This is a genomic window from Ensifer sp. GW823-FHT05D09, assembly GCF_058795755.1.
Genome location: NZ_JBXAIA010000005.1, coordinates 356,952 through 374,713, shown reverse-complemented (window position 1 = coordinate 374,713; position 17,762 = coordinate 356,952). Strand labels below are relative to the sequence as shown.

Here is a 17,762-nt window from a genome sequence, read left to right as displayed (position 1 = left end):
GATGCTTATATCAATCTCCAAGACCCATCAGCGGCCAGACGAAGGCGGCAACAAGCGTCAGGAGCCCGATGAAGGGGATGAGCAGCATCGCGGCCAGCCGCATCAGGTCCGACGGCGTGAACGCAGGCGGTTCCATGCTGCCGAACAGCGCCACCGGCTTGGCCGAAACCATCAGGGTCTGGCAGAAGCCACTACCCAGAGTAGCGGCCATGATGAGAACCGCCGGTTCGACGCCGAGACCTGCGAGCGGCAAGGCGAGTGCCGGGATCAGCACCGTCGCCCGTGCCGTCCGCGAGGCGACGACGATATGCGCCAATGTCGCCAGGATCACGGTGAACAGGATCACCAGCCAGACCGGCGGTTTGCCGATAAGGCTGAGCAGGCCGATGGCGCGGTCGGCCAGCAGAGCCGCCGTCCCGGTGCTCATCAGTGCCTCGCCGATGACCAGCGTGCCGGCCAGAAACAAAAGCAGGTTCCACTCGACGGTTTTCAGCGCCTTGCGGAAGGGCATTCCCGAGATCTTTTCCGAGGCCATCACCAGGGCGCCGATCAAGGCGACGAAGGGCAAGGCAACACTGTGGAGGCTTGACGTCGCAAGCGCCAGGACAATGAGCGCCGTTACGGCCAGCACGGTCCGCTCCGGCGCAAGGAGCGGCTGCTTTTCGGTTCTAGCGCTTGCCTCGAACATGGCGTCGCGATCGTCAGTACCAAGGAAGAATCGCAGAATGAGACCGCAGGCCATGAGGCTCGTAAACAATCCAAATGGGGCTGCCAGCAACGCCCACTCGAGGAAATCCGGCGCGTCACCGCCGCTGCGGCGAATGAAATCGACCGCCACCAGGTGCGCGCCGGCACCGGTGAGCGAAGCGGCGGCAGACAACAGGATCACCGACGGAAAGAGCAAGGCAAGCGCGCGTGTAACGGTGGGCCGATCGATTGCGGCCGTCAGCCCCAGAAACACCGGCATGAAGATAGCCGCGCGCGCCGACGTGGAGGGAATGATGAAGGCAGTGGCGAAGATCGTCAGCGTGACCGCCCAGAACAGGCTGCTGACGCGTCGGAAAGGCGCCAGCAGCCTGAAGGTGAGACGCTCCACCAACCCGGACGCCTGCAGCACCGAGGCGATGACGAAGGCGGCAATCATCAGCCAGACGATATCATTGCCCAGCGCCGCAAAAACCGCTTCTTCACTGACGGTGCCGGTGGCACCAAGCGCCAACGCTCCGGCAAGCGCCACCGGCGTTTCCGGCAGGGCAAAGATCGTCCAGCAGACAAGCGTTGTCGCAAACACCATCAGCGCCAGGCGCATCGGCATGGTCAGCCCGTCGGCTGCCAGAAAAATCAGGATCGCCGCGAAGAGAAGCAGCATGGACCCCGTCAACAGCCGCACCTGGCGCAGCGGCATCTGCCCGCCGAAATCGCCCGCTTCGTTGACGGAGGAGATGATGATGTCCTTCGCCGGTGCAAATGTTTGAACGCCGGTCATGGTGGCCCAATCCTTTTCTGCTGGCGGCCGGTTCGCGGCGAAAACCCGCGTGCGACGCCCGGCCTTCACGAGGTGTCGTTGAAGGCCTAACGGCGCTGCACGCTGTTTATTCCACCCGCAGCGCCACCGGGTTTCGATTTATCGGTAAGCAGAGGCAATGGGATGCCCGATGAGGCGGAGCCGCATCGGGCCTTGGCAATCACGCCTGTCAATGTTGACGCATTGCGCCATATTAATGCGGTGGACCGCGAAATGCCTGCAGTCTTTGGGTAGCGTCTCACCGCAGGAGGAAGCGAAACATGTTCGTCAGGGAATTGTCGCGTGAGGAATGCATCGCACTTGTCTCCTCGCACCATATCGGTCGGCTGGCCTGCGCCAGGGATGACCAGCCCTACATCGTGCCCGTCCAGTACGCCTTTACTGCAAACCGGCTATACGGCTTCTCGATGCCCGGACAGAAAATCGACTGGATGCGCGCAAACCCTCGCGTCTGTGTCCAGATCGACGCGTTCTCCGACGGGGGAAGCTGGAAAAGCGCGGTCATCTACGGCAGATATCGGGAACTGCCGGATACCAAGCAATGGCACCAGGAGCGTCTGCAGGCATGGTCGCTGCTGGAGAAACGCACCAACTGGTGGGAACCGGGCGGATTGAAACCGGTGGAACAGGGCGTCGTCGGCACGTCGCCCCATCTGTTCTTTGTGATCGAGATCGACGAGATGACCGGGCGTGCCATGGACGAAGATCCGGTGGACATCTCCTCGCACTCACGAAGAGACGCCTGAACGGGAGGCTAGGCCTATCAGGTCGACGGGGGCTGCGCCCCCGCCAGCCTTAGACAAGCATGATCATGCGCCCTTGCGCGCGACGACGGGCACGTAGTGCTCAAGCTCAGGCGCAGGGAACTGCAAGGTGGCGTTGATCTCGGCGGAGCGATAGAGACCCATCAGCATCTCGACCACGGCAAGGCCATCCTCGAAGGTTTCGAGCGGCTTCTGGCCCTTGCGGAAGCATTCCACCATGTGGCGGTTCTCGTCGGTGTAACCATAGACGCCGGCCTCGTCTTCGAGCACCGGCATCAGCCCCTGCTCGGCATTCTGCTTCTCGACCAGATCCTCGCCTTCCGAACCGGTGACTTCGCGGGACATGAAGATCTTCAGGCCGGTGCTCAGCGAGTTGTATTCGAGCGCATATTCCGGACCGAGCAGTTCGAGCTGGATGCGCAGCCCTGCGCCGACATACGCCCAGGAGGTCGTCGCCTCGATCATCAGTTCGTTGCCGTCCTCATCTTCGAGCGTCACCGTGGCGCGGGCAAAATCCTCCGAAGGGCGGTTGCGATAGTCGACATCGTTGCCGAAGCGCTTGCGCAACTGTTCGGCATAGTTGGGGCGCGTCCATTTCAGGTTGGCGACCGTGCCGTTGACCGCCTTGATCTTCAGCGAACTGCGCGGTGCGCCCGGCGCGGTCAGCAGATAACGCGCCACCTCGACGCTGTGGCACATCATGTCGGAGAGGACGCCGCCGCCCTGCTTGTCGCCCTGCCAGAACCAGGGCTCATGGGGGCCGGAATGTTCCTCAGCCGCACGAGCAAGGTAGGGCCTGCCGGTTGTGGAGGCAGCCCGCCGCCAGATGATTTCCTTGCCGCGCAGCACCGGCGTGCAGAACACCTGGTTTTCGAGATAGCCGTGGTTGAGCCCGGCATCTTCGGCCAGCGTCAGCATCTCGCGCGCTTCCGCCACCGTGCGCGCCAAGGGCTTTTCGCAGGCAACCGCAAACACCTTGCTGCGGCCCGACTTGATTGCCCCGTGCAACGAACGCATGACGTCGAGGCGCGTGTAGTTCGGCGAAAGAATCCAGATCGCGTCGACATCATCGGCGGAAAGCAGTGCTTCCAGGCTCTCATGCACGCGGCAGGATCCGAGCCCGAGTGTTTCGACTTCCTTGGCAAACGTCTCGCGGTTTTCCGCCTTGCGGCTGAACACGCCGGTCACTTCGACATTGCGCACGCCGATCATCGACTTCAGGTGGAAATGGGCGATGAAGCCGGTTCCGACGAACCCCACGCGCAGCGTCTGCTTCGGTAGCTGTGTCATTCTCTTCTCCCAGATTATAAGGTTATTGGCGCGGCGAGGCGGTGCTGGCCCGGATACTCAAGGCAGTCGGCAGCACGACCGGCGGGGCAAGCCCCACCTCCTCGCCGGACAGCATGCGCAGCAGCAGCGACATCGCCGTCCGGCCAATATCGGCGCGCGGCTGGTTGACCGTCGTCAGCGGCGGATAGAAGGCCCTGCTCAGGTAGAGGTCGTCGAAGCCGACGACGGAAACGTCGCCCGGCACGTCGCGGCCGAGGCGGCGCAGCTCGTGAATGGCGCCATAGGCCATTTCGTCGTTGGCAGCAAAAAGTGCTGTCGGCGGTTCGGACAGGGCAAACAATTGGCTGCAGCAGAGCTGGCCGGTTTCGAGCAGATAGTCGCCGCGAACCTCGTAACCTTCTGGGATCGCGAGGCCCGCTCCCTGCATGGCTGCGCGGTAGCCGTCGCGCCGGTGCACGGCCATGACCTCGGGCAACGGCCCGGCGATATGGGCGATCTTGCGGTGGCCGAGTGAAATCAGATGCTCGACCGCGGCCTTTGCCGCGGCGATGTTATCGACCTGAACGTGCGGCAGTCCGGAGGATTCGATCATTTCCAACGCGACGACCACGGGCAGGTGCGCCACATCGAGTCCGCTATCGTGGCCTGGCGGCGGCAGCTTGCCCGTCATAAGGATCATGCCATCCGCATGGCCGTCGCGCAGCATGTTGAAATATTCCGTCTCGCGATCCGGATCGTTCTCGGTGTTGCCCATCAGGACCGAGTAACCGGCCTCGCGCGCCGTCGCCTCGACGCCCTTCAAGATGTCGAGATAGAACGGGTTGCCGACGTCGCGCACGACCAGCAGTACCGACATCGACTTGCGGGTGCGAAGGTTGCGCGCGCTGACGTTTGGCCGGTAGTTGAGTTCACGCGCAAGCGCGTGGATGCGCTGGCTCGTTTCGGCGGTCACCAGGCCGGAATCGCTGAGCGCCCGCGAGACGGTTGCGACCGAAACGCCGGCACGCTCGGCAATGTCCTTGATCTTCGGCCGATCGTTCATGCCCGCATCGCCTTTCCACGCCCATAGAACAACATCAGCAGCAGCAGCGTCGCGCCAAACACCATCTGGCGGCCGGATTCGTCGATGTTGACCGTCGTCAGGATGCCCTGGAGGATCACCAGCAGCAGCGCGCCGGCCATGGTTCCGGTGTAGCCGCCCTTGCCGCCGGCAAGCGAGGTGCCGCCGAAGACGACGGCGATGATCGAGGAGAGCATGTATTGCTCGCCGACATTGGCAAAGGACGAGCCGGAATAGCCAAGCAGGCAGAGACCGGCGATCGCCGCGAACATGCCGGAGATCATGAACAGGCCGATGCGCATGCGGCGGACCGGAACACCAGCCATATAGGCCGCATGTTCATTGGAGCCGATCGCATAGATGCGATGGCCGAAGACGGTGCGGTTGAGCAGGAAGGCCATGAACAGGCCGATGGCGATCCAGAGCCAGATGATGCCGGGAATGCCGAACACCAGCGGCTGCGTGACGAAGGCGGAAAGGCCGGGAGCGGCACGGCCGGAGGGAATGCCGTTGCGGATGACGACGAGCAGGCCCTGGAGGACGCCGAGCATGCCGAGCGTCATCACAAGCGGCGGAATGCGCAGAAGCGTGACGCCGAGCCCGTTCAGGAGCCCGAAGAAGGCACCGGCCGCGAGGCAGGCAAGGATCGCCGGCAGGATGCCGCCGTCGGCGCCGTTCATGACATTGCCGGCAATGATCGCCGAGAGCGAGACGACGCCACCGACCGAGAGGTCGATGCCTTCGCGGCCGCCGAGGATGACGACATTCTGGCCGGCGGCGACAATGCCGAGAAGCGAGGCAACGATCAGCAGGCGCAGGACTTGGTCTGCCGAGGCGAAGCCCGGCGACAGGCTCTCGCCGAGATAGAGCAGCGCCACGATCAGAAGCAGCGCGATCACAAGCGGCCTCTTGAGGAAGGAAAGGACGGCGTTCATGCGCGGACCCTCCGGCCGGCCAGCACGCCGGCCATCAAGACGAGAAGAATGGCAAGGCCCTGCACGAAGTTCTGCCACTCCGACGGCGTGCCCATGAAGAAGACCAGCGAATTGACGAGACCGATCGTCAGTGCGCCGAGCAGCGAACCGACGACGGTGGTCCAGCCGCCCGCAAGCGCGCTGCCGCCGAGCACCACAGCCGCGACGCTGTAAAGCGTCATCTTGCCGCCAACGAGCGGATCGCCGCTGGCGGTGTCGCCGGTGAGGCAAAAGGCGGCAAGTGCGGAGAACAGGCCGCAGAGCGCATAGCCCTTGATGCGGACCAGAACCACGGGAAGCCCGGTCTGGTAGGCCGCCTGCTGGTCGTCGCCAACGGCCAGAAGCTGGGTGACGAGGCGGGTGCGCGACAAAAGGAAGAGCAGCAGGGCCAGTGCCGCGAGAACGTAGAAGACGAAGGGAAGACCAAGCAGCCTGCCGCCATAAGTGCGCCAGAAGAGTGCCGGCGCCGGCGTGCCGGCGACCGGCATGACATAGAGCGCGACACCGGTGAAGAAGATGCTGGTGGCGAAAGTGGCGACAATCGCCTGCAATCGGAGCGCTGCAACGACGATGCCGTTGATCACCCCGCAGGCGAGCCCGAGCAGGATGCCACACAGCATGGCGCCGATCACGGCTGCGCCGCCACCTCCCCATTTCTCCATCAGGACGACGATCGCGACATTGACGAGCGACAGCGTCGCGCCGGCCGAAAGATCGATATCCCCTGCGGAGACGACATAGGTCTGGGCGATCGCCAGCATGATCAGCGCCATGTAGGTGCTGAGCAATCCCGTCAGCGAGCGGTAGCTGAGGCTGTTGGGCGAAAACGCGCCGTTCAGCGCCAGAAGGCCGACGACGATGATCAATGCCGGCAGGAACGGATAGCGTTCGAGCCAAAGCTTCAGGCCGCCGGAGCGGATGGGTCGGGTTTCTATCGTGGTCGGTGTCATCACGCGGCCTCGTATGCAGCCTGGTAGAGATTGTAGCGGGTGCGATCCTCGCCGGTGAGTTCGCGCGTCACCGACCCGCCGTTGAAGACGAGGATGCGATTGGCATTCCCGAGCAACTCGGCATCCTCGGATGAATAGAGCAGGATCCCGAGCCCGTCTGCCGCCAGTTGGCGAATGAGGGCAAAAAGATCCGCCTTCGCCGAGAGGTCGATGCCCTTGGTCGGATCGTCGAGCAGCAGCACGTCCGGCCGGTCGATCAGCCAGCGGGCGATGATCACCTTCTGCTGGTTACCGCCGGACAATGAGTTGATCGGATGCAGGAGGCTGGCAAACTTCGTGTGCATGGCTTCAAGCGCTGGCATCGCCTTCGCCTTGAGGCCTGACGGGCGCGCTATCATGAGCCGGTCGCGCAGGTAATGGATGGGCGTGACGTTCTCGATGATCGGCCTGCCGGCGATGACGCCGTCGCGGCCACGGTCGCCCGAGACATAGGCGCAACCGCGCCGGATGGCGTCACGCGGGCTCTTCGCATCGAAACGGTCGCTGCCGATTCGGATCTCGCCTGACGTTACCGAGCCTGCGCCGAAGATCGCACGCAACACCGCCGACTGTCCCTGGCCGTGCAAACCACCGAGCCCGAGGATCTCGCCCTTGGCGACCTCGAAGCTGACATTGCGGAACCCGGCACCCGAAAGCCGGTCGACTGTCATGGCGGCACCTGCCGAAAAGCTCGCAACGGCAGGCGCGGACGATTGCGAGGCCGGCATGTCGCCGGCACCACCCACCATCAGCCGGATGACGGCGGCCGGATCGGTTTCAGAGAGATTCAGCGTCTGGATCGTCTCGCCGTCGCGGATGATCGTCACCCGGTCGCCGATCGCGGTGATCTCGTCCATGCGGTGCGAGATGAAGATGATGCCGCGGCCGTCGCGCTTCAGTCGGCGCAGGATGTCGAAGAAGCGGTCGACCTGGGCTCGGTCGAGGGCCGATGTCGGTTCGTCGAAGATCAGGATCGGCGCTTCGCTGGCGAGCGCCTTCATGATCTCGACGAGCTGGCGCTGATCGGCGCGCAGGTTGCCGACGAGCGTTTCGGCCGCAAATCCATCACCGGAAACGCCGGCGAAAAGCTCGATGTAACGCGCGGCCCGCGCCTTCAGGGCGGGGCGATCGACGAAGAACGCAGCTTTCACCGGTAGCATGGCGAGGCAGATGTTCTCCTCGACCGAGCGGTTCGCCGCAAGGCTGAGTTCCTGGTAAAAAATGCCGATGCCCTGCTCACGCGCCGACTGCGGACCTGAAATCGTGACGGGTCGGCCGTCGATTAGGATCTCGCCGCCATCGGGACGCACGCTGCCGGCGATGATCTTGCACAATGTGCTTTTGCCCGAGCCGTTCGAGCCCATGAGCACATGAACTTCGCCTGCCGCGATCTCGAGGTCGCCGCGGCGCAAAGCCAGGGTGGCGCCGTAAGCCTTGCTTACGCCGTTCAACGTCAGTTTCGACATGGGGTCTGGTCCGTAAGGTCGGGTCCGGGATGCCGGGCGGATCGAGAGATCCACCCGGCTGAAGGCGCTTACTTGAACAGCGCTTCGGCGTCTGCGATCGAAAGAGCGCTGGTGTAGGAGTAGTAGCCCGGTTTGCCGTCGACCTGCTTGGCGGCATCCGCCAGGTTCTTGCTGTCGATGAACGGGATCGGCAGGTACATCGCGTTCTTGTACTGGCCGGCCGTTGCCGGTTCCTTCAGCTCCTTGCCCTGCAGCATGAGCACGGCGACGTTGAGCGCGCTTGCCATGACGCCGGGCGGGTTGACGGTCGCGCCGGAGTTCAACTTGTCCTTGCTCCAGAGATCGATGAAGTCCTTGCGGATCTCGCCGGTTGCGGCGATCTGGCTGGCCTTGCCGGCATCCATGATCGACTTCCAGGCGCCTGCTGCCATGCCGTCCTGCACGACGACACCGTTGACGTCAGGATAGGTGGCGAGGATGTTCTGCATGGCCTGCTGGCCCTGCGCCTGGTCCCAGTTGGCATTGACCTCGTTGACCACCTGGATATCCGGATAGTCCTTGAAGACACTCTTGTAGCCGGCGACGCGCATCTCGTTTGCCGGGTGGCCGGCAACGCCGTTGATGGCAACGACCTTGCCCTTGCCGCCGAGCGTTTCGGCCAGCCACTTGGCACCGGAAGCACCCCAGGCCGTCTGGTCGATGCCGACATATGTGGCATCCGGAGACGAAACTTCGGCGTCGGTGGCGATCACCAGGATGCCCGCTTCCTTCGCCTGCGCGAAGATCGGGTCGAAGGCCGTCGGGCTGTTCGGGTTGATGATAATGGCGTTGACGCCCTCGGCAATGAAGTTGCGCACATGGGCGATCTGCCCGGGCACGTCGACATTGGCGCTCTGGACGGTGACTTCGACGTCAACGCCCTTTTCCTTCCATTTTTCCGCAGCCGCCTTGGCCTCGTCGATCATTTGCGTGCGCCACTCGCTGCCGACCCAACCATTGGACAAGCCAATCTTGAAGGTCTCGGCATTGGCGAGCGAAGCGGAGATGGCGATGGATGCGACGGTGCCGAGTGCTACGGCGATAAGCTTCTTCATAAGATCCTCCCAAAATCTTGCGAGGACCATCAAGCCAGAAAATGTAATCGATTTCAATGGGGGTTTTCAGCGATTTTTGGTGGGTTTTTTTGAATTCTGGCCCTGAATCCGCAGACAAACGGATTTGGCTGCGCCGATCGGCCCGATTGCTGGGGAAAGCAGTTGTGTTTCAGGCTTCTGGTCCGGACTTGGTCGAATGCGCCCTTGGCCACGGCGGTGGCACATGCAAAAGCCAGAGCAGGCGAAAACCCGATTCGCATCCGCACGGCGCCAATGCAGGACTGCAACCATGAAATGACAGACAGGACGCGCGGCTTTTTCAAAGGCCGCCTTCAGCTCAGCGGCTGTTGCTGGAACTGCAACACTTCGTTGCTCGCCGACCGGCTAGCCGGAATTTGTCCTCAGCCCATAGTGTGAAATCTGGGCAAAGAACAACAACTGGTCCCCAACCAGAGGAGAACATCATGACCGGAAAACCCGGAGCCGCCACGGGCGGGCTCTATCTGCACGTCCTTGTGCTTGCGATCGTCATCGTCTGCGAGCTGATCGGCATTCAACGACTGTCGATCGGCCTCGGCACCGTGATCTTCCTGCCGATCCTTTACGCCTTCGCGCTCGGCATCCTGCTCAATCCCGCCATTTTCAAGGCCAGCGCCAAATTCCTTTCCAAGGATGCGGTCAAGCTTTCCGGCGCCATGATCACCGTTGCGATCATGCCGTTCATCGCCAAGTTCGGCACGACGGTCGGGCCGCAGATCTCCAAGATCATCGAGGCCGGGCCGGCACTCGTGCTGCAGGAGCTGGGCAATCTCGGCACCATTCTCGTCGCCTTCCCGGTCGCCGTCTTCCTGCTCAAGATGGGCCGCGAAGCCGTCGGCGCCACCTACTCGATCGACCGCGAGCCAAATCTGGCGCTGATCGCCGATAAATACGGCCTCAACTCGCCGGAAGGTGCTGGCGCCATGGGCGTCTACGCCACCGGAACGCTGATCGGCACCTTCGTCTTCGCCATCATGCCGCCGCTCGTGCACGGCCTCGGCATTTTCGACGTGCGGGCGCTTGCCATGTCCTGCGGCGTCGGCTCCGGCTCGATGCTGGCTGCCTGCACCGGCGGTCTCGTCGCCGTCGTTCCCGACCAGAAGGACATCATCCTGGCGCTTGCGGCGGCCAGCAACATCCTGACCTACGCGACCGGCCTTTACGTCGGCATGTTCGTCGCCCTGCCGCTGACGGAATGGCTTTACAACAAGGCCCGTCCGTCCGACCGCAAAACAGCCTGATCGGGGAGACAGGAACAATGGCCAATCAAACCAACACCACAGCAAATCTTGCAGACGACCTGCCGCTTAACGCAGAAGACGAGCGCAAGATCGACGTCGTCAAGCATTCCGGTCTGCTGCTGATCGCCTGTGCCATCGGCCTCATCGCCAACTGGGTCGGCACCGGCACGTCGCCACTCGTCGCCCTGCCCGGCATGGCGGTCCTTTACGTCGCCTGCATCATCGGCCTCGGCTTCGCGCGCTTCGTGCCCTTCTACCTGCCGAGCGTCGCCTGGGTCTCGCTGATCGCGATCCTGATCACCATCCCGGGCGTGCCGGGTGCTGCCTGGGTCAGCGAGCAGGTCGAGCACCTGAACTTCCTGGCGCTCGCCACGCCTGCGCTCGCCTATGGCGGTCTTGCGCTGACAGCCAGCGAATTTGCGATCGCCCGCCGATCCGGCTGGAAGATCGTCATTGTCGCGATCTGCGTGATGATCGGCACCTATATGGGCTCCGTCGTCGTCGCCGACCTGTTCCTGCGGCTCGGCCAGTAGGATAGAAACGAGGCCGGCTGCCTTGGCGGCCGGCCTTCCATTTGCAAAAACAGGATGAACGAGATGAGCCGCCACGACATCAGCCCCGACCGTATCGCGGAAACGATCGCCTGGCGCCATCATCTGCACGCCCATCCGGAACTCGCTTTCGAGGAACGCGAAACCTCGGCCTTCATCGCCGCCAAGCTTGCCGAATGGGGCGTTACCGTCAAAGGCGGCTATGGCGGCACGGGCCTCGTCGGCACGCTGTCGCGCGGCACCTCCCCCCGCACCATCGCCATCCGCGCCGACATGGATGCACTGCCGATCGTCGAGGCCAGCGGCGTTGCCTACGCGTCGAAAACTGCGGGCAAGATGCATGCCTGCGGCCATGACGGCCATGTCTCGATGCTGCTCGCCGCTGCGCGACAGGCGTCAGAGATGGAATTCGACGGCACCGTCCACTTCCTTTTCCAGCCGGCCGAAGAAGCCGAAGGCGGCGCCCGCGCCATGGTCGCCGACGGCCTATTCCGGGATTTTCCGACTGACGCCGTCTACGCGCTGCATAACTGGCCGGCGCTGGACGTCGGCACCTGCGTTGCCCGCGACGACGCGATGATGGCCGCATTCGGCGTGTTCGAGATCCGCGTCACCGGCCGGGGCGCCCACGGCGCCATGCCGCATGAGGGCGCCGATCCCCTGGTTGCCGCAGCCCAGATCGTCACTGCGCTGCAGACGATTGCCAGCCGCAACGTCTCGCCGCTCGATGCCGCCGTGCTCTCCGTGACCCAGATCCATGGCGGCGACGCCTGGAACGTCATCCCGCAGGAGGCCATCATCCGCGGCACAACCCGTTGGTTCGCAAAGGACGTGGGCGACATTCTTGAAAAGCGCATGCGGACGCTGGTCGAAGCCGTTGCAGAAGGCCTCGGCTGTTCGGCCGATCTCGACTATCAACGCCGTTATCCCGCGACGATCAACGATGCCGCGTCCGCCGCCTTCGCGCGTTCCGTCGCAGCACAGGACGGCGCCCTTGTCGTCGTCGATGCCGCTCCGAGCATGGCCGCGGAGGATTTCGCCTTCATGCTGGAGGAACGTCCCGGTTGCTACATCTGGCTCGGTGCGCGCCGCGACGGCAGCAATCCCGGCCTTCATTCGCCGCACTACGATTTCAACGACGCGATCATTGCGCAAGGCGTTGACCTCTGGACAAGGCTGATCGCCTCGTCTCTTGGTCGTTGACCTCAAGCGGTTTCCGTCGCATCCATGACCACCATGGACGTGCTCGACGCGAAAGCGCTCAAGATTTTTATGGCGGTCGCCCGCATCGGCTCGATCCGGGGTGCTGCGGAACATATGGGGCTGGCGCCTTCGGTCGTCAGCCGCCAAATCGCCGACACCGAACGCGAAATAGGACTTGCCCTATTCGAACGCACCGCGCGCGGCACGGTGCTGACCGATGCCGGCGAGCTCGTTCTCGAACATGGCAAGCGGGTTCTTGAAGACAACGGCCTACTGGCCGAGCAACTCGATCAGATCCGCGGCGTGCAGCAGACCCGCATCCGCATTCGTTGCGGCGAAGGGTTCATGGCAGACCTCGTCGAGCACGGGCTGTCGTCGTTCTCGAAGGCGCATTCCTACGTGCGCTACATCGTCGAACTCGGCAGCACCGAGGATGTGGTCGATGCCATCGCCAACAGCGACGCCGATATCGGTATCGCCTACACGCCGTTGACCGATCCGCGCATCCGGGCGCTGGCAATCGCGCGCCAGCCGCTCTGCGTCATCGTTCCGAACGGGCATGCCCTTTCCAACCGCACCGAGCTGAAGCTGGCAGACTGTCTGACCTCGCCCTGCGCCCTGCTCGGCAAGGGCAATGGCGTCACCCAGCTCGTCGCCCGTGTGGCGGCCGATGCCGGCATGGCGCTGGCGCCGCTGCTCGAAACACACTCGATCGAAGTGCTACGCCGCTTCGTCGCCTCGGGTCTCGGCATCACCTTCCTGCCGCGTGCCGCCGTCTCCGGCGAAATTGCCCGTGGCGCCATGCAGGCGGTCGATCTGGAAGATCCACTGCTGCGCGAGGCAAGCGCCCATCTGATGGTGCGCGCCCATCGGCGCCTGCCGCTGTCGGTGGAAAAACTCGGCCAGCACCTGGCGCTGGAGATGCAGTCTTTTCGGGCCTGACATCGACCAGGCAACCCCGTTCAGATCATTGCCTTGGGCAGGGCCGCTGCCAGAGCATCGACTGCCAGGCGAACCTTCAGCGGCAGATGCGATGTTCGCAGCCACAGGGCATAGTTGTCGAACACATATCCTGGCTCATCCTGCAACACTTCGACAAGAACACCGGCCCTGATGCGCTGACGAACGAGCCAGGACGGCAGCCACGCCAGTCCCATTCCAGCAGATGCGGCATCCGCCACTGCCTCGAGATCGTCGAGCCGCAACCGATTGGCGGGCGTCACCTCCAGCGCCGAGCGACCATCACGCGGGAACAGCCAGGGATGCACCCATCCCGGTCGGTTGTAGATGACGGCATGGTGGCCGCTGAGGTCGTCGATCTGTCGCGGGGCGCCATGGCGCTCGACGTAAGACGGCGAAGCGCAAACGATCATGCCGTGGCTGGCAAGCCGGCGGGAGATCAGGCCTGCCCTGTCCTCCAGAGCGCCGGTGCGGATGGCGAGATCGTAGCGATCCTCGACAAGATCGACGATGCGATCGCCAAACGACAGCTCCAGCTCGAGCCCCGGATATTTGCGGGCAAACTCCATGAGGATCGGTGCGACGCACCGCCGGCCGAGCAGCGCAGGCATGGTGACCCGCAGCCGGCCGCGCGGCTCGCCAAGCTGGTCGGCCGCAAGCGCGTCCGCGGCTTCCGCCTCCGCAAGGATGACCCGGCAACGATCATAATAGGCGCGGCCGAATTCAGTCAGGCTCTGCCGGCGCGTGGTTCTGTTGATCAGCCGCACGCCGAGCCGTCCCTCGAGAAATCGAACATGCTTGCCAACCATCGGCCCCGAGAGATCGAGGTCCTCCGCGGCGGCTGCAAACGAGCCGAGATCCACCGCTTTGACAAACACCGTCATGCTTGTGAGGCGATCCATAATTCGAAACTCCTGGTTTCTACTGTTCTGCGTAACCGATGATTTATCCAAATCAAACGGAAAGGCATAGCTTATCCAGTTCAGTCATTATGGAGTTGGAGCATGGCTCGCGTCGTTCGTTTTCATGAGCATGGTGGTCCCGAAGTCCTGCGCATCGAGAGTCACGATGTCGCCTTGCCCGCAGCCGACGAGGTCCGCATCTGCGTCAAGGCCCTGGGGCTCAATCGCGCCGAGGCGCTGTTGCGCACGGGCCGGTATATAGAAACGCCGATGCTGCCGTCCGGTCTCGGCCTCGAGGCCGCCGGCGTGATCGAGGCCATCGGCGACAAGGTAGAAGGATTTGTGCCAGGCGATGCCGTCAGTGTCATTCCGCCGATATCGATGGTCCGTTGGCCCGCCTATGGCGAGCTTGTCACCTTCCCCGCCTCGCAAGTCGTCAAGCACCCTTCGTCGCTCAGCTGGGAAGCGGCCGCATCCGTGTGGATGCAATATCTGACCGCCTATGGCGCGTTGCTCGACATCGCCAGGTTGGGCAAAGACGATACGGTGGTGATCACCGCTGCCTCAAGCAGTGTCGGGTTGGCAGCGATCCAGATCGCCAACCTCGTCGGCGCAACGCCAATTGCCGTCACGCGGACCTCCGCCAAGAGACAGGCTCTGCTTAACGCGGGCGCCGCGCATGTCATTGCCTCCGCGGAGGAAGACGTCGGGGGCCGGCTGAAGGAGATCAGCGGGGTTGAGGGCATCCGGGTGGTGTTTGACCCGATCGGCGGACCGATCTTCGAACCGCTGACGGCAGCGATGGCGCGCGGCGGCATTCTCATCGAATATGGCGGCCTCAGCCCCGAGCCGACACCTTTTCCGCTGTTTCCCGTCCTCAGCAAATCGCTGACCCTGCGCGGCTACCTCGTCCACGAAATTATCGGCGATCGCCGGCGACTGGAAGCGGCCAAGGCCTTCATCCTCGACAGCCTGGCATCGGGTTCGCTCAAGCCGGTAATCGCGAAAACCTTTCCGTTCGAAGAGATCGTCGAGGCGCATCGCTATCTGGAGGCGAACGAGCAGTTCGGCAAGATCGTCGTCACAGTCTGACGATCGGAGGCAGGCCCCGGCAGTCGCCTGCCCCTTCGCATGCCGACGTTGCAGGGTCAGCAACGCAGTGTACCGGCCGCGCCGTCTACCGGCCCCAGAGACCCCGTGCCACCTTCTCAGCACCAAAACAAACGCTGAGGGTGAAATCGGATATGACGACGAAAGACACAGCCATAGGCGTGGTCGGGCTTGGAGCCATGGGGCTCGGGATGGCGACCACGCTCGCAAGCAACGGCTTTGCAGTAAAGGGTTTCGACCTTTCCGACAGCAGGCGGAATCTCGCCGCCGAAGGCGGGGTGACGCCGTGCGAAACGCTGGCCGACGTCTTTGCCGGCACTGAATTCATCGTCTTCTCACTGCCGACCGCCAAGGATGTCGCGGCTGTCGTCGAAGCCAATCTCGACGCCCTGAAGGGTGCGGCGGACCGGGTCGTCATCATCGACACATCCACGTCGGAACCGGATGTTTCACGCGATCTTGCCGCCGGCCTGAACGCGCTCGGCCACGGCTTCCTCGACGCGCCCGTCTCCGGTGGCCCGGCGGGCGCGGCAAGCGGCAAGCTGACGATGATGATCGGCGGCAGTGACGCCGATGTTGCCCGCGCCGCTCCCGCTATCGACGCGATGTCGGCCAAGGCCCTGCATGTGGGCCCAAGCGGTGCAGGCAATGTCGCCAAGCTCGTCAACAACCTGCTGGCCGCCGCCCATATGGTGACGACGGGCGAAGGGCTGAAGCTGGCGCTTTCCGCTGGGCTCGAGCCAGAGCAGGCACTGAAGGTGCTGAACGCTGCCTCCGGTAAATCGATGATCAGCGACGTGCATTTCCCGACCTGGGTGATGAACGACCGCTTCGACAGCGGCTTCACCATGGGCCTGATGCGCAAGGACGTCAGGCTTGCAAGCGAGCTTGCGGCCCGCACCGGTGCCGCACTGCCGCTCTCAATGGAGGTTGCCCGGCTCTGGGCCGAAAGCCCGCTCGACAATACCGACGATTTCACCCGCATGGGCGCATTCCGCGCTGCGGCCAACGACAACCGATAAGACCAGGGGAAGACGATGAACGACATGACCATGCCGGCCGGAAAGGCCGAGCGTATCCGCGAACTCTTCCATGGTTTCCTGCCGGGCAGCGAGATCGGCAGCTATGTCGACGGCGCACTGGTGGCAGGCTCCGGACCCGAACAGGACCTGACCGACCCGGCAACCGGCTCTGTTTTCGCGACGTTCAAGGACGCTGGATCCGACGTCATCGATGCAGCGATGGAAGCGGCCACGCGCGCCCAGCGCGAATGGATCGCGATGACGGCATCGGCGCGCGGCCGGGTGATGAACGAGATCGCCCGCAAGATCCGCGAGCGCGCACCGGAACTGGCCGAACTGGAAAGCCGCTCCGCCGGCCGGCCGATCCGCGATATCCGCGGCGAGGCGCTGCGTGTCGCCGAGATGTTCGAATATTACGCCGGCTGGTGTGACAAGCTGCATGGCGAGGTCATTCCGGTGCCGACGTCGCACCTGAACTATGTCAGGCACGAGCCGGTCGGCGTCGTCGCCCAGATCACGCCCTGGAATGCGCCGCTCTTTACCGGCGGCTGGCAGATCGCGCCGGCGATCTGCGCCGGCAACGGCGTCGTGATCAAGCCATCAGAACTCACACCGCTCAGCACGCTCGTACTCGGCGCACTTTGCGAGGCGGGCGGCGCGCCGCGCGGCCTCGTCAACGTCATCGCCGGGGCGGGCCTGACGGCGGGTGCCGCCATGGTCGCCCACCGAAAGACAGCGCTCGTCGTTTTCGTCGGTTCGGCCCAGGCTGGCTCTGCGATTGCGGCGGCGGCTGCGAAAAACGTCGTGCCCTGCATTCTCGAACTCGGCGGCAAGTCCGGCAACATCGTCTTTGCCGATGCCGATCTCGACCGCGCCATCGTCGGCGCACAGTCGGCGATCTTCTCCGGTGCGGGCCAGAGCTGCGTTGCCGGATCTCGCCTGCTGATCCACCGTTCGGTGCATCAGCAGTTCGTCGAGCGTTATGCCCGCGCCGCCGAGCGCATTCCGGTCGGCGATCCCTATCTCGACGCCACCCAGATCGGCCCGATCAACAATGCCCGCCAATGGGCGAAGATCGACGAGATGGTACGCCAGGGCGTCGCCGAGGGTGCTACCCTTGCGACCGGTGGCAGCAAACCTGCGGCACTCTCGTCCTCCGGCGGTTTCTTCTTCGCCCCGACCATTCTCGACAACGTCAAGCCGGACATGACGATCGCGCGCGAGGAAGTCTTCGGCCCCGTCGTCGGCGTCACCGTCTTCGACGACGAGGAAGAGGCAGTCGCCCTTGCCAACGATAATCCCTACGGCCTTGCTGGCGCGGTCTGGACAAAAGACGTCGGTCGCGCCCACCGCATGGCGGCGCGGGTGCGCGCCGGCACGTTCTGGATCAATGGCTACAAAACGATCAGCGTCATGTCGCCCTTCGGCGGCTTCGGCCGGTCGGGCTATGGCCGCTCAAGCGGTCGCGACGCGCTGCTCGCCTATACTCAGACGAAGAGCGTCTGGGTGGAGACCGCGGAAAACCCGGCCGTGGTCTTCGGCTATTCGCCGGAGGCGTGACGGCAAATGAAT

At 63.7% G+C, this 17,762-nt stretch carries 16 protein-coding genes; 8 read left to right on the top strand and 8 right to left on the bottom strand.

Going from position 1 to position 17,762, the window contains the following annotated elements; genetic code table 11:
• Window positions 1-10: 10 nt before the first annotated feature.
• Window positions 11-1,486 carry an SLC13 family permease gene (locus tag AC1Q80_RS17610; RefSeq protein WP_492361298.1) on the bottom strand — a complete coding sequence of 492 codons (1,476 nt, stop codon included), beginning with the start codon at window positions 1,484-1,486 and terminating at the stop codon, window positions 11-13.
• 299 nt (window positions 1,487-1,785) lie between these two features.
• Between AC1Q80_RS17610 and AC1Q80_RS17605 the strand changes: the two genes are divergently transcribed.
• Window positions 1,786-2,271 (top strand): pyridoxamine 5'-phosphate oxidase family protein, encoded by a 486-nt coding sequence (locus tag AC1Q80_RS17605; RefSeq protein WP_492361297.1) that lies wholly within the window; start codon window positions 1,786-1,788, stop codon window positions 2,269-2,271.
• A 63-nt stretch (window positions 2,272-2,334) separates the two neighbouring features.
• Here AC1Q80_RS17605 and AC1Q80_RS17600 read toward each other — a convergent pair whose 3' ends face one another.
• From AC1Q80_RS17600 to AC1Q80_RS17575, 6 genes are all read right to left on the bottom strand, one after another.
• Entirely contained in the window at window positions 2,335-3,579 is a 1,245-nt protein-coding gene (locus AC1Q80_RS17600; RefSeq protein WP_492361296.1) for a Gfo/Idh/MocA family protein, read from the bottom strand.
• Window positions 3,580-3,601: 22 nt separating this feature from the next.
• On the bottom strand, window positions 3,602-4,621 hold the full coding sequence (locus tag AC1Q80_RS17595) for a LacI family DNA-binding transcriptional regulator (protein ID WP_492361295.1): 1,020 nt from the start codon (window positions 4,619-4,621) through the stop codon (window positions 3,602-3,604).
• On the bottom strand, window positions 4,618-5,574 hold the full coding sequence (locus AC1Q80_RS17590; protein ID WP_492361294.1) for an ABC transporter permease: 957 nt from the start codon (window positions 5,572-5,574) through the stop codon (window positions 4,618-4,620). Before AC1Q80_RS17590 ends, AC1Q80_RS17595 begins: the two co-directional genes overlap by 4 nt.
• Window positions 5,571-6,563 carry an ABC transporter permease gene (locus AC1Q80_RS17585; protein ID WP_492361293.1) on the bottom strand — a complete coding sequence of 331 codons (993 nt, stop codon included), beginning with the start codon at window positions 6,561-6,563 and terminating at the stop codon, window positions 5,571-5,573. The genes AC1Q80_RS17590 and AC1Q80_RS17585 overlap by 4 nt, the downstream gene beginning before the upstream one ends.
• Window positions 6,563-8,068 carry a sugar ABC transporter ATP-binding protein gene (locus AC1Q80_RS17580; RefSeq protein ID WP_492361292.1) on the bottom strand — a complete coding sequence of 502 codons (1,506 nt, stop codon included), beginning with the start codon at window positions 8,066-8,068 and terminating at the stop codon, window positions 6,563-6,565. The genes AC1Q80_RS17585 and AC1Q80_RS17580 overlap by 1 nt, the downstream gene beginning before the upstream one ends.
• 68 nt (window positions 8,069-8,136) lie before the next feature.
• The gene (locus AC1Q80_RS17575; RefSeq protein ID WP_492361291.1) at window positions 8,137-9,162 is read right to left on the bottom strand and encodes an ABC transporter substrate-binding protein; all 1,026 of its coding nucleotides are present in this window, start codon (window positions 9,160-9,162) and stop codon (window positions 8,137-8,139) included.
• A gap of 464 nt (window positions 9,163-9,626) precedes the next feature.
• Here AC1Q80_RS17575 and AC1Q80_RS17570 point away from each other — a divergent pair, with 464 nt between their 5' ends.
• The 4 genes from AC1Q80_RS17570 (at window position 9,627) to AC1Q80_RS17555 (ending at window position 13,138) form a co-directional block, all read left to right on the top strand.
• On the top strand, window positions 9,627-10,442 hold the full coding sequence (locus tag AC1Q80_RS17570) for a DUF3100 domain-containing protein (RefSeq protein WP_173421731.1): 816 nt from the start codon (window positions 9,627-9,629) through the stop codon (window positions 10,440-10,442).
• A 17-nt stretch (window positions 10,443-10,459) separates the two neighbouring features.
• Window positions 10,460-10,975, top strand: coding sequence for a hypothetical protein (locus AC1Q80_RS17565; RefSeq protein ID WP_173421730.1), 516 nt, complete (start codon window positions 10,460-10,462; stop codon window positions 10,973-10,975).
• Window positions 10,976-11,038: 63 nt separating this feature from the next.
• Window positions 11,039-12,196, top strand: coding sequence for a M20 aminoacylase family protein (locus tag AC1Q80_RS17560; protein ID WP_209789498.1), 1,158 nt, complete (start codon window positions 11,039-11,041; stop codon window positions 12,194-12,196).
• Window positions 12,197-12,220: 24 nt separating this feature from the next.
• Entirely contained in the window at window positions 12,221-13,138 is a 918-nt protein-coding gene (locus tag AC1Q80_RS17555; RefSeq protein WP_234941684.1) for a LysR family transcriptional regulator, read from the top strand.
• A 20-nt stretch (window positions 13,139-13,158) separates the two neighbouring features.
• Here the strand turns inward: AC1Q80_RS17555 and AC1Q80_RS17550 are convergent, their stop codons facing one another.
• Window positions 13,159-14,058, bottom strand: a complete 900-nt coding sequence (locus AC1Q80_RS17550) for a LysR family transcriptional regulator (RefSeq protein ID WP_492361290.1) — start codon at window positions 14,056-14,058, stop codon at window positions 13,159-13,161.
• Between the two features lie 102 nt (window positions 14,059-14,160).
• Between AC1Q80_RS17550 and AC1Q80_RS17545 the strand changes: the two genes are divergently transcribed.
• From AC1Q80_RS17545 to AC1Q80_RS17535, 3 genes are all read left to right on the top strand, one after another.
• The gene (locus tag AC1Q80_RS17545) at window positions 14,161-15,150 is read left to right on the top strand and encodes a zinc-dependent alcohol dehydrogenase family protein (RefSeq protein WP_492361289.1); all 990 of its coding nucleotides are present in this window, start codon (window positions 14,161-14,163) and stop codon (window positions 15,148-15,150) included.
• A 152-nt stretch (window positions 15,151-15,302) separates the two neighbouring features.
• Entirely contained in the window at window positions 15,303-16,190 is an 888-nt protein-coding gene (locus tag AC1Q80_RS17540; protein ID WP_492361288.1) for an NAD(P)-dependent oxidoreductase, read from the top strand.
• Between the two features lie 15 nt (window positions 16,191-16,205).
• Window positions 16,206-17,750 carry an aldehyde dehydrogenase family protein gene (locus tag AC1Q80_RS17535; RefSeq protein WP_492361287.1) on the top strand — a complete coding sequence of 515 codons (1,545 nt, stop codon included), beginning with the start codon at window positions 16,206-16,208 and terminating at the stop codon, window positions 17,748-17,750.
• The last annotated feature ends 12 nt before the right edge of the window (window positions 17,751-17,762 follow it).

Bases quoted from the DNA above. Each gene is read 5' to 3' on its own strand.
- AC1Q80_RS17600 (WP_492361296.1), bottom strand. From the start codon at position 3,579: ATGACACAGCTACCGAAGCAGACGCTGCGCGTGGGGTTCGTCGGAACC.
- AC1Q80_RS17595 (WP_492361295.1), bottom strand. From the start codon at position 4,621: ATGAACGATCGGCCGAAGATCAAGGACATTGCCGAGCGTGCCGGCGTT.
- AC1Q80_RS17610 (WP_492361298.1), bottom strand. From the start codon at position 1,486: ATGACCGGCGTTCAAACATTTGCACCGGCGAAGGACATCATCATCTCC.
- AC1Q80_RS17540 (WP_492361288.1), top strand. From the start codon at position 15,303: ATGACGACGAAAGACACAGCCATAGGCGTGGTCGGGCTTGGAGCCATG.
- AC1Q80_RS17605 (WP_492361297.1), top strand. From the start codon at position 1,786: ATGTTCGTCAGGGAATTGTCGCGTGAGGAATGCATCGCACTTGTCTCC.
- AC1Q80_RS17555 (WP_234941684.1), top strand. From the start codon at position 12,221: ATGACCACCATGGACGTGCTCGACGCGAAAGCGCTCAAGATTTTTATG.
- AC1Q80_RS17590 (WP_492361294.1), bottom strand. From the start codon at position 5,574: ATGAACGCCGTCCTTTCCTTCCTCAAGAGGCCGCTTGTGATCGCGCTG.
- AC1Q80_RS17550 (WP_492361290.1), bottom strand. From the start codon at position 14,058: ATGGATCGCCTCACAAGCATGACGGTGTTTGTCAAAGCGGTGGATCTC.
- AC1Q80_RS17545 (WP_492361289.1), top strand. From the start codon at position 14,161: ATGGCTCGCGTCGTTCGTTTTCATGAGCATGGTGGTCCCGAAGTCCTG.
- AC1Q80_RS17565 (WP_173421730.1), top strand. From the start codon at position 10,460: ATGGCCAATCAAACCAACACCACAGCAAATCTTGCAGACGACCTGCCG.
- AC1Q80_RS17570 (WP_173421731.1), top strand. From the start codon at position 9,627: ATGACCGGAAAACCCGGAGCCGCCACGGGCGGGCTCTATCTGCACGTC.
- AC1Q80_RS17535 (WP_492361287.1), top strand. From the start codon at position 16,206: ATGAACGACATGACCATGCCGGCCGGAAAGGCCGAGCGTATCCGCGAA.
- AC1Q80_RS17560 (WP_209789498.1), top strand. From the start codon at position 11,039: ATGAGCCGCCACGACATCAGCCCCGACCGTATCGCGGAAACGATCGCC.
- AC1Q80_RS17585 (WP_492361293.1), bottom strand. From the start codon at position 6,563: ATGACACCGACCACGATAGAAACCCGACCCATCCGCTCCGGCGGCCTG.
- AC1Q80_RS17580 (WP_492361292.1), bottom strand. From the start codon at position 8,068: ATGTCGAAACTGACGTTGAACGGCGTAAGCAAGGCTTACGGCGCCACC.
- AC1Q80_RS17575 (WP_492361291.1), bottom strand. From the start codon at position 9,162: ATGAAGAAGCTTATCGCCGTAGCACTCGGCACCGTCGCATCCATCGCC.